The sequence below is a fragment of the Marinobacter panjinensis genome, from assembly GCF_005298175.1.
In the GTDB taxonomy this organism is placed as follows: domain Bacteria; phylum Pseudomonadota; class Gammaproteobacteria; order Pseudomonadales; family Oleiphilaceae; genus Marinobacter; species Marinobacter panjinensis.
In genome coordinates this window covers 508,284-523,878 of sequence record NZ_SZYH01000002.1, presented here as the reverse complement: position 1 = coordinate 523,878, position 15,595 = coordinate 508,284, and the positions used below count along the sequence as shown (strand labels likewise).

At 57.5% G+C, this 15,595-nt stretch carries 11 protein-coding genes; 4 read left to right on the top strand and 7 right to left on the bottom strand.

Going from position 1 to position 15,595, the window contains the following annotated elements; genetic code table 11:
* The first annotated feature begins 62 nt into the window (after window positions 1-62).
* Window positions 63-1,088 (top strand): NADP-dependent oxidoreductase, encoded by a 1,026-nt coding sequence (locus FDP08_RS18710; RefSeq protein WP_137437790.1) that lies wholly within the window; start codon window positions 63-65, stop codon window positions 1,086-1,088.
* Between the two features lie 26 nt (window positions 1,089-1,114).
* On the opposite strand, the gene FDP08_RS18705 is transcribed toward FDP08_RS18710, so the two are convergent.
* From FDP08_RS18705 to FDP08_RS18680, 6 genes are read right to left on the bottom strand one after another with little or no spacing between them, the layout of a single operon-like run.
* Complete coding sequence (locus tag FDP08_RS18705; RefSeq protein ID WP_427901863.1) at window positions 1,115-2,080, bottom strand: NAD(P)H-quinone oxidoreductase; 966 nt, start codon at window positions 2,078-2,080, stop codon at window positions 1,115-1,117.
* 32 nt (window positions 2,081-2,112) lie between these two features.
* Entirely contained in the window at window positions 2,113-3,234 is a 1,122-nt protein-coding gene (locus FDP08_RS18700) for a tRNA-queuosine alpha-mannosyltransferase domain-containing protein (RefSeq protein ID WP_137437788.1), read from the bottom strand.
* A gap of 15 nt (window positions 3,235-3,249) precedes the next feature.
* Window positions 3,250-4,947, bottom strand: a complete 1,698-nt coding sequence (locus FDP08_RS18695; protein ID WP_137437925.1) for a sugar phosphorylase — start codon at window positions 4,945-4,947, stop codon at window positions 3,250-3,252.
* Window positions 4,948-4,979: 32 nt separating this feature from the next.
* Window positions 4,980-6,200, bottom strand: coding sequence for a glycosyltransferase family protein (locus FDP08_RS18690; protein WP_137437787.1), 1,221 nt, complete (start codon window positions 6,198-6,200; stop codon window positions 4,980-4,982).
* Between the two features lie 31 nt (window positions 6,201-6,231).
* Window positions 6,232-7,035, bottom strand: a complete 804-nt coding sequence (locus FDP08_RS18685) for an HAD-IIB family hydrolase (RefSeq protein ID WP_137437786.1) — start codon at window positions 7,033-7,035, stop codon at window positions 6,232-6,234.
* Between the two features lie 11 nt (window positions 7,036-7,046).
* Window positions 7,047-7,994 (bottom strand): hypothetical protein, encoded by a 948-nt coding sequence (locus tag FDP08_RS18680; protein ID WP_228263390.1) that lies wholly within the window; start codon window positions 7,992-7,994, stop codon window positions 7,047-7,049.
* Window positions 7,995-8,113: 119 nt separating this feature from the next.
* On the opposite strand from FDP08_RS18680, the gene FDP08_RS18675 reads away from it, so the two are divergent.
* A complete protein-coding gene (locus tag FDP08_RS18675) occupies window positions 8,114-9,568 on the top strand; it encodes a protein adenylyltransferase SelO (RefSeq protein WP_137437785.1) in 1,455 nt (484 codons plus the stop codon).
* A gap of 15 nt (window positions 9,569-9,583) precedes the next feature.
* On the opposite strand, the gene FDP08_RS18670 is transcribed toward FDP08_RS18675, so the two are convergent.
* Window positions 9,584-11,098 carry a fumarate hydratase gene (locus FDP08_RS18670; RefSeq protein WP_137437784.1) on the bottom strand — a complete coding sequence of 505 codons (1,515 nt, stop codon included), beginning with the start codon at window positions 11,096-11,098 and terminating at the stop codon, window positions 9,584-9,586.
* Window positions 11,099-11,277: 179 nt separating this feature from the next.
* Between FDP08_RS18670 and FDP08_RS18665 the strand changes: the two genes are divergently transcribed.
* The gene (locus FDP08_RS18665) at window positions 11,278-12,051 is read left to right on the top strand and encodes an enoyl-CoA hydratase (RefSeq protein WP_137437783.1); all 774 of its coding nucleotides are present in this window, start codon (window positions 11,278-11,280) and stop codon (window positions 12,049-12,051) included.
* Window positions 12,052-12,347: 296 nt separating this feature from the next.
* Window positions 12,348-15,488, top strand: coding sequence for a hypothetical protein (locus tag FDP08_RS18660; protein WP_137437782.1), 3,141 nt, complete (start codon window positions 12,348-12,350; stop codon window positions 15,486-15,488).
* Window positions 15,489-15,595: the final 107 nt, after the last annotated feature.

Below are 15,595 nucleotides of genomic sequence, written 5' to 3'. Positions count from 1 at the left end.
TTGACCTCAAAACGATTCTGCTGCACCCTAATCTGGTTTCATTACGCAACCGGAGATCATTTGTGAGCAACTTTACCAATCGAGCCATCATTCTTAACCAGCGCCCCCAGGGCGAGATTCAGGAGGGCGACCTGGTGGTGGAAGAGCGCCCGGTCCGCGAGCTGGAGGATGGCGAAGTCCTGGCCAAAGTACTGTGGTTGTCCCTGGATCCTTACATGCGTCCACGCATGAACGACGCCAAGGGTTACATGGACCCTATCGGCCTTGGCGAGGTGATCGTCGGCGAGAGCGTTGCGCGAATTGTCGAGTCCCGTTCGGACAACCTAAAGGTGGGCGACCTGGTCACCTGTTACTCCGGTTGGCAGGAGTACGCAGTGTTCCCCGGCGATGCCGAGATGGTCTACAAGATTGACCAGAAGGACAATGTCCCACTGCAGACCTACTTGGGTGTGGCTGGCATGCCAGGCCGTACCGGCTACTGCGGTCTGATGTACGTGGGCAAGCCGAAAGCGGGTGAAACCGTGGTGGTCTCCGCTGCTTCTGGCCCTGTAGGCACTGTGGTCGGTCAAACCGCCAAGAAGGAAGGTTGTCGCGCGGTCGGCGTTGCCGGTGGCCCGGAGAAGTGCCGCTATGTGGTGGACGAACTGGGCTTTGATGCTTGTGTCGATTACAAGGCCGGCAATCTCGAAGCGGACCTGAAAGCCGCCTGTCCTGATGGCATCGACATTTACTTCGAGAACGTTGGCGGGGCCGTAACCCGGGCCGTGGCGCCCCTGCTGAACCCGGGCGCGCGAGTTCCCATATGTGGTTTTGTCTCAGCCTACAACGCAGAAGACATGAACTCGGTGGAAACACCCTTCCACGTGCTGAAGGCGCTGGACCCGGTGCCGGAGCACCGCTTCTTCCTGGTAACGGAATGGCAGGACAAGCACCAGGAGATCACCAATATCCTGACGGACCGCATCGCCTCCGGTGAACTCAAATACCGCGAGACCATCGCCGAAGGTCTGGAAAACGCGCCGGAAGCCTTCAAAGGCATGCTCAAAGGCAAGAACTTCGGCAAACAGCTGGTGCGTATCGCCGACTGATGCCTTGAACCTCCAGGGAAGGAGGTTTACCCGGCAACCTGCAGCAACACCTTTCCGATATTGCGGTTTTCCGCCACATAGGCCATGGCTTCACCGGCCTTTTCGATGGGCCAGGAACTGTCGATCACCGGATCAATCTGCCTGGCGCTGAGCAGCGGCCAGACGTGCTTGTACAGGGCGCTCATTACGTCGCCCTTGTCGGCCACTGGCCGTGACCGCAAGGTTGAACCAATCAGGCGATGGCGCTTCATCAGCATCAGCCCCAGATCCACTTCCGCCATGCGGCCACCCATCAGGCCAATGAGTATGATCCGGCCATCCATGTTCAGCACTTTCTGGTCGTCCGCGATATAGTTACCGCCGACCGGGTCGAGCACCATGTCCACACCACCCCAGGACTTTACGGCATCGACAAACGAACCGTCCTTGCGATTCCAGACGCCACTGGCGCCGAGTTTTTTGCAGATTTCGAGCTTGTCGTTATCCCCGGCGGTGGCGAACACCGGGTTACCCAGCGCGGTAGCCAACTGAATGACCGCCGTGCCCAGGCCACTGGCAGCGGCGTGAACCAGCACCTTCTCACCGGGCTTGAGCGCGGCTTCGTGATACAGGTTCAGCCAGGCGGTGGCAAACACTTCAGGAATCGCCGCGGCTTCTTCCAGGCTGTACCCCTTCGGAATCGGCAATACCTGAACTGCCGGCACCACCACATGAGTGGCATAGCCACCTCCGGTGAGCAGGGCGCAAACCTCATCACCGGGTTTGAGGTGATCCACACCCTCACCCACTTCGGAGATGGTTCCGCTGACTTCCAGGCCCAGGATATCGGAAGCACCGGGTGGTGGCGGATAGACGCCAGCCCGCTGCATCAGGTCCGCACGGTTGATGGCGGTCCACGCAATATCAATAGCCACATGATTTTCGGGCACTTCGGAAGGGATGTCATACGCCTCCCAACTCAACGTGTCGCCACTGACCTTGATGGCTCTCATCATCTGCGCTTACTCCATGTGTTAAGTCAGGCTCAGGATACCGTCAGCTGGCCCAGGGTTGCACTGATCACTTTGTAATATTTCTTTTGCAGTTCGCTGAGTCGCCAGGCTTGCGGCACGCAAGACTCTGGAGGCTGCTGCAACAACTGGCGTAGCAGACCCGCTGCGGCATCGGCTTCAGCCACCGGATCATCAGGATAACTGGTGTATCGTTGCTTGGCCGGCACATACTCGGGATAAGCCAGCCTGTCCGGCGTCAATGCCATGCAGCCAGACGCCATGGCTTCCAGCACAGATAGCCCCTGAAAATCATGAAGGGCGGTAGAAATAGCCACATCCGCTTCTGCCAGCAGGCGATCATAGTCCGCCCGGCTTTCCAGGAATCCCCAGTGCACAATACGCTCCCGGTACCGCTCGTGTATCAGATTAAAAGCGTCAGGCTGATTACGGAACTGCTCACCCACCACGCTCAGCCGGAAGTCCTGGCCTGCGGCTGATAATGTGTCCAGCAACCTCAGCAGCCGGTCCGGTGCCTTATCGTACTCCCAGCGATGATTCCACAGCAGATGGGGGCATTGTACGTTGAAGGCCGTGCTCCTCTCCAGAAACAGCCGGTCCTCGATGGGCACAGGAACTACGTGGGATTTTTCACGGAGGCTGCTGATCAGGCCGTCGGGAAGCCCATCCGGTATCTTCTCCAGGAATTGGCCAGCCCCTTCCAGAAAACTGTCCCGGTTCCAGACACTGTTAAACAGCACCAGATCAGCTGCCACGGCGCTATACAGGTTGACGATTTTGGGGTCAGCGCTGGCATGCTGCCGGCCGGAATCCGGGTAGGCAAACTGATTCTCATGCATGTAGAGAATGGTGGGGGTAAGAGCCAGATGGGGATGAAATCCCTTCAGGGAGGCAAGGTCCACCATGGAAGTGGCAATCAGCAGATCATGGCTGGCTTTGAGCGCTGGCTCCTGCAGCCAGGTCAATGCATTGCCGCGAATCCGCCAACGGAAAAACCGGGGTGGCAAGGCCAGCACCTCCCAGTGAAAATCCGGCTGGCTGGCAACCAGTTGTTCACGCCAGCGCTGGTGGCTGCCGGCGTCGTAGGCGGATAGAAGCAGGATGCGGGGCCGGTGGTATGGAAGGTGCGATGACATCCGCGCATTCTGCCATCATTCCCGGTTGGACAGCCACACACTTTGGTAGGGCTTGAGGGTCAGGCTTCCGGACAAATCATCGATTTTCAGGCCCGATATCAGATCCTGCCACTGGTCTGTACCAATCAGATTGATATCTCCCAGAGAGACCTGCTGGACCTCATCACTGATATTGTGGATGCAGAAGATGGACTGATCCCGACGCATGCTTTGGCGCCAGAAGCCGAACAACTGCAGCCCAAGATGCAGGGTGAACTGGGTGGCATTGGGATGAAACGCCGTCTGCCGCCGGCGAATGGCGATCAGCCGCTTGAGCTCGGAGAAGACTTTGTGGTGATGGCTCAAAGGGTCCGCCAGCTCGGCCTCCAGGCTGTCCAGGTTCCACTGGCCACGGTTGATGGAGCGCAAACGACCGGTGTGCTCTACCCGTTCGCGGTCGTTTTCCGTACCCAGCAGGCTGTGGATGTAGAATGCCGGAATGCCCTCCAACGCCAGCATTATGGTGTGGGCACAGATAAACCGGTGCAGCTGCCAATGGTCCGCACCCCGTTCTGCCGTCCCCTTCAACGCATCGAACAGCGCCACGTTCATTTCATAGGGCTGGTCCTTGCCGTCCGGCGTGCGCCGGTAGGACACCTTGCCCCCGAAGGATTCCATGGTGTTGATCAACCGTTGCTTTTCCTCCTCGGTAAGCAGGCCGTCGGTCGGGCGCAGGCCCACGCCATCGTGGGAAGCAATAAAGTTGAGGTAAGTGGTGCCCATCTGGGCCGGGGGCATGCTCATCAGCCAGGTTTTCAGGTGGCGGCAATTGCCGGTGACCAGTGTGTTGATTAGCAGCGGCGGCAGTGAAAAGTTGTAGATCACATGGGCTTCATTGGCGTTGCCGAAGTAGGTCAGGTTTTCCCGGTTGGGAACATTGGTTTCGGTAATCACCACACCATGGGGGGTGTGATGCTCGATGAGCAGGCGCAGGATCTTGATCAGCTCGTGGGTCTGCTGCAGATGGATAGAGGGCGTGCCCACCTCTTTCCACAGGAAGGCCACCGCATCCAGCCGGAAGATGCTGACGCCCCGCTCCAGGTAATAACGGATGATGCCGGCAAACTCGTTCAGCACCTGCGGGTTGGCAAAGTTCAGGTCTACCTGATCCTCACTGAAGGTGCACCATACGAAGCGTTCGCCATCGTCAGTCTGTACCGCATTGAGCAGCGGTGATGTCCGGGGCCGGACCACGGCGCTGAGATCATCCGTGGGCCGGGCCTCGAAGAAATAGTCCTTGCCGGGGTCAATCTGCTTCTTGAAGTTCTCGAACCAGCGGCTGCGGGCCGACATGTGGTTGATCACCAGGTCCGCCATCAGTTTGTAGTGGCCGGCGATGCGTTCGATATCGTCCCAGTCACCGTGGGATTCGTTGACGGCCAGGTAGTCCATCACGGAGAAGCCGTCGTCCGAGCTGTAGGGGAAGAACGGCAGAATATGCACCGCCGAGACCGTGTCCTTCAGGCAGTCTTCAAGGAATTGAAACAGGGTCTTGAGGGGCTTCTCGTCGCTGCGCTGGACCGTGTCTGCGTAGGTAATCAGCATGACATCGGCTTCGTCCCAGTTATTCTGGTGAGCCGGGGGTGCGGGAGTGTCCGGCGCCAGCCCCATGGTTTCAAGGAGCTTTTCCGCCAGAAATCCGGTATCAATGGCCGGATAGACCACATCCAGCATGGTGGCGAGTTTGTGGTGCAGGGTGTTGCTCACTAGCGATATTCCTCGTTGTCCAGCTCCACCGCTTCCTGCAGCTGTTCCTTGATGTCCGGAATGGCACTGGTAACGCGATTCCAGCTTGGAATAAACGGCGTGTCCATGGGGTTGTCCAGGAAATAGGCCCCTGCCCGCATCACGTTCTGTGCAAACAGTTCCACCGCCTTCTCTTCCTTGTGCCGGTCAAAACTCAGCCCGTTGATTACGGCATCGCTCTGGTAGGTCTCCACAAAATCCAGGGCGATGCGGAAATACGCGGCCTTGATGGTGCGGAACTTCTCATTGGAGAAAATCTCACCGTTGGTGGCCAGCTTACGGAACAGGGCCTTGCTGATGTCGGTGCTCATCTTGGAAAGGCCGCGGCTGGCGTCTTCCGGTGACAGCTCCTGGTGCTTGTGGTCGTAGGTGTCTGCGATATCCACCTGGCACAGGCGATTGGTAGCGTAGTTACGCTTCATCTCCGAGAGCACGCCCACCTCGAGCCCCCAGTCGCTGGGAATCCGCAGGTCGTTGATCACATCGGTGCGGAAAGAGAATTCCCCGGCCAGCGGGTAGCGATAGCTGTCCAGGTAATCCAGGAAGTCACTGGGGCCGCAGACCTTTTTCAGGGCGCGGATCAGCGGGGTGACCAGCAGGCGGCTGACCCGCCCGTTCATTTTGCTGTCCGCTACCCGTGCATAATAGCCTTTGCAGAACATGTAGTTGAAGTTGGGATTGGCCACCGGGTAAATCAGCCGCGCCACCAGATCACGGGAGTACGTGAGGATATCGCAATCGTGCAGAGCGACCGATTTGCTCATTCCGGAGGCCAGAACAAAGCCGAAGCAATACCAGACGTTCCGGCCCTTGCCCATTTCCGTTGGCGCCAGGTTCTGCTCCCGGAGCTTGAGATCCAGGGCCCTCAGCCTCGGGCCATCATTCCAGAGTACCCGCACATGCTGGGGTAACTCGGAGAAGTACTCCAGGGCGTGGCGATATTCCTGTTCGTTGGCGCGGTCCAGGCCGATGACGATCTGCTCCAGGTACGGGACCTTTACCAGTTCCTTCACGATGTTCTTCAGGGCCGGGCCTTCCAGTTCCGAATACAGCGACGGCAATACCAGTGACATGGGCCGGGCTTTGCGAAAGCTCATCAGCTCCTGTTCCAGCTCCTCCACCGGCCGGCGGCAAAGGTTATGAAGGGTGGTGATGATGCCGTTCTGATAAAAGTCGCCCATGGCGGCTCTCCTGTTGTTTCAAAACACGGTTTCAGTAACCGTACTCAATCAGCAGATTCAGCACGCATTCGTTCCATCCGGCCGGGCCGGTCTTGATAGACCGTATCGCCCGGCTCTGGGACGGCAGAGACACGCTCTCCGACTGCTCACCCCGAACGATCACTGCTATATCCGCCTCTTCCAGCATGTGCTGATCATTGGGGCTATCACCCAACGCAACGGCAATGACTCTCTCCACAGGATGGCGTTCCCTGTATTTTCCCAGCAAGAACCGGACCCCATCGGCTTTATCAAAGGTGCCCATGGCATGGAGAAAGCGCCCGCCCTGCACCAGACGGCAGTTATGTTCGCTCAGTTTCTGGCGGAATTCGGCCAGTGAGTCTTCGTCTCCTTCCCATAACAGTGGCTCTGTTCCGGCGCGGTCTTTCGCCATTACTGCTTCCGCCTCCGAGAGGCTGGAGTGCCCGGCCAGCTCAGCCGGGCTCATGTCCGAAAAGCTACGAAACTGGAACCCCTCTGCCCGACATTCCGCCAGCAACGCCAGCACCTCGTCCCGCGATGCCCCAAAACTCTGCACCTGCTCCGGGCCCGGTCCAAAATAGTTCGCGGGGATAATGACTGCGGCGCCGTTTTCCACGATAAAGGGGGCGCTGTTGCCCAGTTCTTCCCTGATAGCACGGATCTCGCCGGCGGTTTTGCTGGAGTTAAGCACCACCGGGATCTCGCCCGCTGCCAACCGCGCCAGTGCCGGCTTCGCGGGAGACCAGTCGTAGCTGTCATGATCCAGCAGGGTGCCATCCAGGTCTGAAAACAGGATCAGGCGGGGTTTTGGCATGGCTGCGTCCTCTACTGGCGCTGACGGATCAGCGGTTCACCGAAACTGTGGTCTTCACCGACATTGATCACGCAATCCGCACGGGCCGGCATTTCCGCCAGGCTGGCGCGGGTGATGCGCTCGTAATGCATGATGAATCGGACGACCTCTTGGTCACTCATGATGCGCGATGGCTGCGCAGGCTCACTGTGCTTGCCGCCCTCTTTTGGTGCGCTAATGGTTCGCTCCCGCAGCTTGTGCTCCTGGAGAGTGCGCCACTGGAGAACGCACTCCATGGAAGGCGCCCGCAGCATGATCAGGCTGTCCACCTGATTGAAAAACTGGCCGTACTCGCCCTTGAGGCAGCGATTGACATGTTGGCGCCAGGTACCTTCCGGGTCTTCCGACCGTTCCAGTTCGTTGACCGGTGCCATCAGTTCCGCCTCGCTGGCTGCCGGCACGGCTCCCATACACCAGCCCTCGATCAGGATCACTTCCGCCCTGCCCCGGAATACCGGCCACAGGTCAGGCGGGCAGCGGTCATCACGGGATTTGTCGAAGGCGGGTATGGGGGTTTCCGTATCCGGGCCGGCGGCTTTCAATTGCTCGATGACCTGCTGGCCCAGGGCGATGTCGTGGGTGCCGGGAACACCGCGGGTGATAAACAGCGGGTGTACGTCTTCTGCCAGCTTTTCCCGTTCGGCGCGGGTAAGATAGAGGTCGTCCAGAGAGAAGCTGGCGGTGGGTATGCGGTAATGCATGGTCAGCAATTCTCTCAGGAACAGGGTGAGGGTGGATTTGCCGGTGCCCTGCGCGCCGTGGATGCCGATGATGATTGGCTCGCCTCTGGCCTGTCGGAGACTCTGGATATGTTGGGCCAGGGGGAGGATGGTCTTTTTGACGGTGTCGGCGTAGGAATCGGGGAGGGACTCCTGGTTGACCAGGGTTTTGATGGTGGTTGTCAGATCGGGTGCGGACACTGTGTGGGTTCCCTGTTGGTTTGTTTTTGGTTTTGCAGGTTTTGTACCAATTGGAGTATAGGTGGTAGGAGCCCGGTTTGTTTGTGGGAGCTGGGAGTTATCTGGGACACTGGGGTTATATGAGCAGCAACAGTTTTAAAGTCGAACATCGTTATCTTGAGCTACCGGACAGTTTCTATACCCGGGTGCAGCCAACGCCGTTGAAGGACGCGCGGATGGTGTGTTTTAACCATGATCTGGCCAGGGAAATGGGGTTCCATTCGAGGAATCCGGAGGAGTGGACCGGTGTGGGGGCCGGGACGGAACTGCTTGAAGGGATGGATCCGGTGGCGATGAAGTACACGGGGCATCAGTTCGGGATGTATAACCCGGAGCTGGGGGATGGCCGTGGTTTGTTGTTGTGGGAGACGGTTGGTCCGGACGGGCGGCGTTGGGACTGGCATCTGAAGGGGGCGGGGATGACGCCCTATTCCCGGTTTGGCGATGGCAAGGCGGTGCTGCGGTCGACCATTCGGGAGTATCTGTGCAGTGAGGCGATGGCGGCGCTGGGGATTCGTACCACGCGGGCGCTGTTTATGGTGAGTGCGAAGGATCCGGTGCGGCGGGAGTCGATTGAGACGGCGGCGGCGCTGATGCGGGTGGCGCAAAGCCATATCCGCTTCGGGCATTTCGAGTTTGCGGCCCATCATGAGGGCGAGGAAGCGTTGAAAACCCTCGTTGAGCATGTGATTGCCCTGCACTTCCCTCACCTGATTGACCTGCCGGAGGACGAGCGTTACCAGCGCTGGTTCGTGGAGGTGGTCGAGCGCACGGGACGGCTGGTTGCCGACTGGCAGGCCGTCGGGTTCTGCCATGGGGTGATGAACAGCGACAACATGTCGATCATCGGCGACACTTTTGATTATGGGCCCTACGCCTTCCTGGACGAATTTGATGCCGGTTACATCTGCAATCACACTGATCAGGGCGGCCGTTATGCCTACAACCGGCAGCCCAACACCGGCTTTGTGAACTGCCAGTACCTGGCCAATGCGCTGCTTCCTGTGATGAACGAAGACGATGTGCGGCGCGGGCTTCGGCGTTATGAGGTGGCCTACAACGAGCGTTTTCTGCAGAACATGCGGGACAAGCTGGGGCTGGCCCTGGAGGATGAATCCGATCTGAGCCTGATCATGGATACCTTCAGCATGCTGCACGAGCACCATGTGGACTACACCCTGTTTTTCCGGGGGCTGTCCAATCTGACATCGAAGGGCTCTGCGCCGATTCGTGACCTGTTCGTGGATCGCAGCGTGGCGGATGAGTGGCTGGAGCGCTACGAGCGGCGCCTGCAATCGGAAACCCGAGCTCATGACGAGCGGGAATTCCAGATGCGCAGAGTGAACCCGAAGTACATCCTGAGAAACTACCTGGCGCAGCAGGTGATCCTGGAAGCGCAGGGCGGCGACTACAAGCCGATGAAGGAATTGCTGGAGGTGCTGAAAAAGCCGTTCGATGAACAGCCCGAATTCGAGGAATACGCGGCGCCTCCCCCGGACTGGGGGAAGCACCTGAACATCAGTTGTTCGTCGTAGTTCCGGTCAGGAGTTTCAGACCGCTTTGGCGGCAATGATCTTCTCATGCCACTCGGCCGGGCCGGTCTGGTGGACGGAGGAGCCTTTGGAATCCACCGCCACGGTGACTGGCATGTCTTCCACTTCAAACTCGTAGATGGCTTCCATACCCAATTCCGGGAAGGCAACCACTTCCGCGTGCTTGATGGCCTTGGATACCAGGTAGGCAGAGCCACCCACGGCCATCAGGTAGACAGCGCCAAACTCGCGAATAGCGTCGATGGCCACCTGACCACGCTCGGCCTTGCCGATCATGCCGGTGAGGCCGGTTTTCTCCAGCATGGTGCGGGTGAACTTGTCCATGCGGGTAGCCGTGGTGGGGCCGGCCGGGCCAACCACTTCCTCGCGAACCGGGTCGACCGGGCCCACGTAATAGATGAAGCGGCCTTTCAGGTCTACCGGCAGTTCCTCACCGCGCTCGATCATGTCCACCATCTTCTTGTGGGCAGCGTCGCGGCCGGTCAGCATCTTGCCGGACAGGAGGACAGTTTCACCCGGCTTCCAGTCTTTCACATCTTCCGGTGTCACCGTATCCAGGTTCACACGGCGAACGCTGTCACCCACTTCCCAGGTAATTTCCGGCCAGTCTTCCAGGCTCGGCGGAGTCTGCAGTGAAGGGCCGGAGCCGTCCAGCACAAAGTGCGCGTGGCGGGTGGCGGCACAGTTCGGGATGATCGCCACCGGCTTGTTGGCCGCGTGGGTGGGGTAATCCTTCACTTTCACATCCAGAACTGTGGTCAGGCCGCCCAGGCCCTGGGCACCGATGCCCAGGTCGTTGACCTTCTCGAACAGTTCGAGGCGCAGTTCTTCAGCGCGGTTGGAGGCGCCACGGGCCTGCAGGTCGTGGATATCAATCGGGTCCAGCAGGGATTCTTTCGCCAGTTCCATTGCCTTCTCGGCGGTACCACCAATGCCGATGCCCAGCATGCCGGGCGGGCACCAGCCAGCGCCCATCTGCGGAACCATCTTCAGCACCCAATCCACCACCGAGTCCGACGGGTTCAGCATGGCAAACTTGGACTTGGCTTCGGAGCCGCCGCCTTTAGCCGCGACATGCACATCGACCGTGTTACCCGGCACAATCTTGTAGTGGATAATCGCAGGCGTGTTGTCTTTGGTATTGATGCGTTTGCCGTCCGGGTCAGCCAGGATAGAGGCGCGCAGCACATTATCCGGTTGCATATAGGCCCGGCGGACGCCTTCATTGATAATATCGTCCAGCGCCATGTCAGCATCCCACTGCACATCCATACCGACACTGACGAACACCGTTACGATGCCGGTGTCCTGACACAGTGGCCGCTTGCCCTGGGCACACATGCGGGAGTTGATCAGGATTTGCGCCATGGCATCCTTGGCCGCCTGGGACTCTTCCCTCTGATAGGCCTCGTACACTGCCTGAATAAAATCCTTCGGGTGGTAGTAGGAAATGAACTGCAGCGCGTCCGCTACGCTCTCAATCAGGTCGTCCTGGCGGATTACGGTGGTCATAGGCGTCTCATCAGGTCTGGTTTATAGATCGGGTTGTTAAAATAAGGAGCGCGAAGTTTACCAGAAAATCCGAAAACGAGGGATCGGACAGACGGCGAAGGTATTTAACGGGAACCTTGGCTAAACAGCCACGAAAAAATGTAACATCGTCGCTATCGTCGATTATCGCAGGAGACACCGTGACCGACCTCGTCCTCACCGAAAAGAAAAATCACATTTTAACGGTCCGCATTAACCGCCTGGACCGTAAGAATGCCCTCACCCACGCTATGTACACCGCCCTCGGCGATGCCATCGAACAGGCCCGGGATGACAACGACATTCGCTGCATCCTTTATACGGGTAGCGAAGACTGCTTCACCGCCGGTAATGACCTGGGTGATTTCGCTGCCGGCCTGCCAGGCGACTTTGAAGACACCCCCGTAGGCCGTTTCCTGTTGCTGCTGGCCACCACCAATAAACCCATCGTGGCCGCAGTGAACGGCCCGGCCGTGGGCATCGGCACTACCATGCTGCTGCATTGCGATTTGGTATTCGCCGGTAACAACACCCGCTTCCAGATGCCCTTTGCCACTCTGGGCCTGTGCCCGGAAGGTGGCTCCAGCCTGCTGCTGCCCTCATGGCTTGGCCGGGTGCGCGCGGCTGAACTGCTGATGCTCGGCGACGCCTTCACCGCCGATGACGCCCTGCGCATGAGCCTGATCAACAGGGTGTGCGAACCCGCGCAGACGGAAACCACGGCCCTTGAAGCCTGCGCCCGGCTTGCGGCCCAACCCCCAGCCGCCATCCGCGCCACCCGGGAATTACTGAACAGGGCAATCGGTGAGGCACTGGAAACCACCATGCTGGCCGAGGGCAAACTGTTCGGCGAACGCCTGAAATCCCCGGAGAACGCTGAAGCCATCAAGGCCTTCACGGAAAAGAGGAAGCCGGACTTCTCGAACTTCAGTTAGGCGGTTACAGGCGCCCCCAAGGACTCGACAAACGTCTCAGGGCCAACTATTTTTCAATGAAGCCGAACTCCGACTGTGCGGGTGGGCTCCCAATGGCCAGAATCACACTTTAGAGGGATCAACTGTTGCCTTTCTGTCGCTATAGTCAGAGATACAGAAAATTGGCACAGAGCGCTGGCCAGAATTTCAGACAACAGATAAGCAGAACAGGCCACTGACATCGGATTTACCGGACCAGACCGGCCCCGTCAGCTGCCGAAAATAACGACACAACAACAGGAAAAGGTTCCACACCCATGTTCAAGAAAACTCTAATAAGTCTTGCTGTGGCGTCCTCCCTTGGACTTACAGGGTGCTTTGACAGCGCCGGTTCCGGGTCCAGTAATGCAAATCCTGATTATAAGATCAGCCAGGACTCCAACAGTGCAGAATACCTTGCTCGATTCAATGGTAAGGTTTGGCCGGTATTCGACCCACGCCCGGCCATTTCGGCGTTGCCCATTCCAAACGACCTGATCTTCGGCTCGGTTGGAGACGGATCCTTCACGATTGCGAACCCGGACAACAATCCTGTTATTGCAGCTCTGAACGGGCTCAGCGGCGCGTCAACAACTGCCCCGATTGACATTCAGATGAGCGGCCAGTTAGATGATCTTGATCCAACCACTCTCGCGCAGAATGTGTTTCTGTTGGAGACAGTCTACGCCAGCGGTGAACCGGTACGTGGCTTAGCAGCAGCAGAACCCCCCACCGTAGCCGGCTCAGTTCCTGTCGAACTGGAAATCAAAAGACTGCGGACGGAAGACGGTACTCTGACAGACTTTGTGCGGATCCTTCCTACAGAACCGCTGAAGCCTAACACCCGCTACATTGTCGCGTTGAGAAAGGGTATTACCGCTGATGGCAAGCCGATTGTAAGTTCTCCCCAATACACAGTGCTGAAAGACAGCATCCAGGACCCTAACTACCCGGAAGTGAATGACGACAACACGGTCGTCGGTCCAGGTCTGGACCCGATTGTTTCGCTAATTAACAACCTATGGGAACCTGTCGCAGCCAAAGCACTCTTGGCGTCTCAAAATGTAGCTTCCCCGACGCCAGAGCAAGTTGAGGGCGTTCGTTCTTCAATCGCCCTTGCCTACAGTTTCACCACATCCAACGATGAAAAGGTGCTTACTTACATCGCGAACCCGGCTCGTTGGTTTGAAGACCAGATCAAAGCACTCGTCACAACGACTGCTGCGAAAAAGGTCCGTGGAGCCCAGTTGCACTTCCTCAACCAGCTTGGTGTTGAAGGCGTTCCTGCGCAGCCGGTTCAGACATGGGATTTAAACGAAGATGGAGCGGTTACGGCTGCAGACTTCGAACCTTTCTCTTCAAATCCTCCAGAGAGCTTTATGCTCGCGGGAGATCCCAATCCGGCGAATTTCGGTTATGCCGATGTGAGCCTTGCTGTGCAGGGCGCTGTCGCCAGCTTCGTCCCGTCTAAAGCCGAAGGACTTGAAGCGCTCAGTGGGGCGCTCTATCAAGCGGGATGTGATGCCGCACCAAATAAATTCGCCTGTACAGGCACTGTAGTAGCCGGTGCTGCGCAGTCTGTTTTTGGCGCGGAATTCCCGGCACCAGCAGTTCAGGAAGTGGATATTGCCAGCTCAACACCCGCACAACAGCGTTCAGCGGTATTGGCTAGCGTTATCGATGAAGAGAATGGATTTGGCGTAACAATTCACGAGGGGTCAATAACCCTCCCGTATTATCTTGGCACCCCTGTAGGTGGCGACAACTCCCCTGTCAGAAACAGCTTCTGGAAAGCCGATAATGGCCTAGCCAAACTCCTGAAGGATGAGTTTGGTTTCAATCTTGCCCAGGCCGACGCTTCAAACTCAACGGTTGTAAACAGTATCTTCCCATTCCCGGCCGAAACGACTGTTCAGACTGCGCCGGTTATTATCATGACACCTAAGAATGTAACCCTAGAGATGCTGGAAGATAACTCTAGCGACTTAAGAGTTGTAATTTTCCAGCACGGGATAACGACAGATCGCAGTGCTGCATTAGGTTTCGGTAGTGCCTTGATAAATAAGGCACTAGCAGAGGATTTGATTGTCGTGGCGATAGATCAACCACTTCATGGCATTGCTCCATTCAGCACAGAAGATCAGCAGGAACTCGCAGACACCTTGCTGACCGCTGCAGAAAGTAGCCTTGGATCTCTGGGATCGCTGGCTACCCCAACCGACGATCGTATCGCTGGTGTGATTGATGGAACCTTTGTTGTCAGCTTCACCCGAGAGCTGGCGATTGCGTTTGGCTATACGAACTTCACATCCAGTCAGGCTCAAGAGCTCATCGCAGTTATAACCGGTCAAGGATCGAGCACAGACGGCGACGTTTTGGCACTAGCAGTTGAGCCAACCGTCCAGCAAGCAATCGGATCAATTCTTGCAATCCAGGGCACAGTTGCACGTGCAGGAAGCACCGTCCCCGGCCTTGATAGCCTCGACGATATCCCGGAGCGCCACTTCAACCTCGCCACTAACCAGGTGAACGAGGTCGTAGGCATGAATTTTGACCCGGAGAATGCCGTAGGTGAATCCGGTGATCTTTTTCTTAACCTGTCTGGCTTCCTGAACACCCGGGACAACATGCGCCAAGGTGCGGTGGATCTCTTGAACCTGCGCAAAACCATTTCGAGCTGGGGAGGCGTGAACCAGAACGAGGTTTATCTAGTTGGCCATTCCCTTGGCACCGTGAACGGAACGAGCTTCCTGGCGGCAACTGAAGACAGTGGCGATGCCACGCTGAATATTGCTGCCACGCACTTGCTCGCACCGGCCTCGGGTTTTATACGGATGGCTGAGAACTCTCCGGGTTTCGCTCCAGCAATCCTCGGTGGGCTTGCCCAGCCAGCGCCTCTGGGTGCTGGTCTGACGCAGGGAGATGCTAACCTGGAAACCTACTTCAACGTTTTTCAGGCTGCGATCGACTCCACAGACCCGATCAACTTTGCGGACAACCTGGTTGATAGTGTTGCGACAGTACTTCTTTCACAGATTAGTGGAGACAGGTTCACTATTGCAGCTGCGTACGACGGATTCGGAACTGAACCTTGGGAAGTACCATTCTCTGTTAACATCGGCGGCAGCTTCCCAATCAATTCGTCCCAGGCTCCGCTTTCCGGTTCTCTTCCGCTTGCTGAGCAACTTGGTATAAGTGGAACGGCTTTCTTTGCGGACTATCCTGGTGGCTCTCACGGAACTCCAGTGTTGCCGATAGAAGTTAAGGCTGAGGCGCCGGACTTTGCGAAGTTCGAGTTCGACTTCCTTAAAGATCGTACGCTCGCCACAGGCGGTGAGGTGATTACTACGCAACCGGAAGCACAAGCAACGTTTTCCGGTATGATTGGTGCTACCATTCAAACAATATACACACCCTGATCCGGAGCAGCTTTAATAAAAACCCCGCTTATCGAGCGGGGTTTTTATTTTCAGCTACTTGAATTATTAAGGCCTGCTTTGATTTGTACACCTGAAAAACACTGCGC

Bases quoted from the DNA above. Each gene is read 5' to 3' on its own strand.
- FDP08_RS18705 (WP_427901863.1), bottom strand. From the start codon at position 2,080: ATGAGAGCCATCAAGGTCAGTGGCGACACGTTGAGTTGGGAGGCGTAT.
- FDP08_RS18700 (WP_137437788.1), bottom strand. From the start codon at position 3,234: ATGTCATCGCACCTTCCATACCACCGGCCCCGCATCCTGCTTCTATCC.
- FDP08_RS18695 (WP_137437925.1), bottom strand. From the start codon at position 4,947: ATGCTGGATGTGGTCTATCCGGCCATTGATACCGGATTTCTGGCGGAA.
- FDP08_RS18690 (WP_137437787.1), bottom strand. From the start codon at position 6,200: ATGGGCGACTTTTATCAGAACGGCATCATCACCACCCTTCATAACCTT.
- FDP08_RS18685 (WP_137437786.1), bottom strand. From the start codon at position 7,035: ATGCCAAAACCCCGCCTGATCCTGTTTTCAGACCTGGATGGCACCCTG.
- FDP08_RS18675 (WP_137437785.1), top strand. From the start codon at position 8,114: ATGAGCAGCAACAGTTTTAAAGTCGAACATCGTTATCTTGAGCTACCG.
- FDP08_RS18670 (WP_137437784.1), bottom strand. From the start codon at position 11,098: ATGACCACCGTAATCCGCCAGGACGACCTGATTGAGAGCGTAGCGGAC.
- FDP08_RS18660 (WP_137437782.1), top strand. From the start codon at position 12,348: ATGTTCAAGAAAACTCTAATAAGTCTTGCTGTGGCGTCCTCCCTTGGA.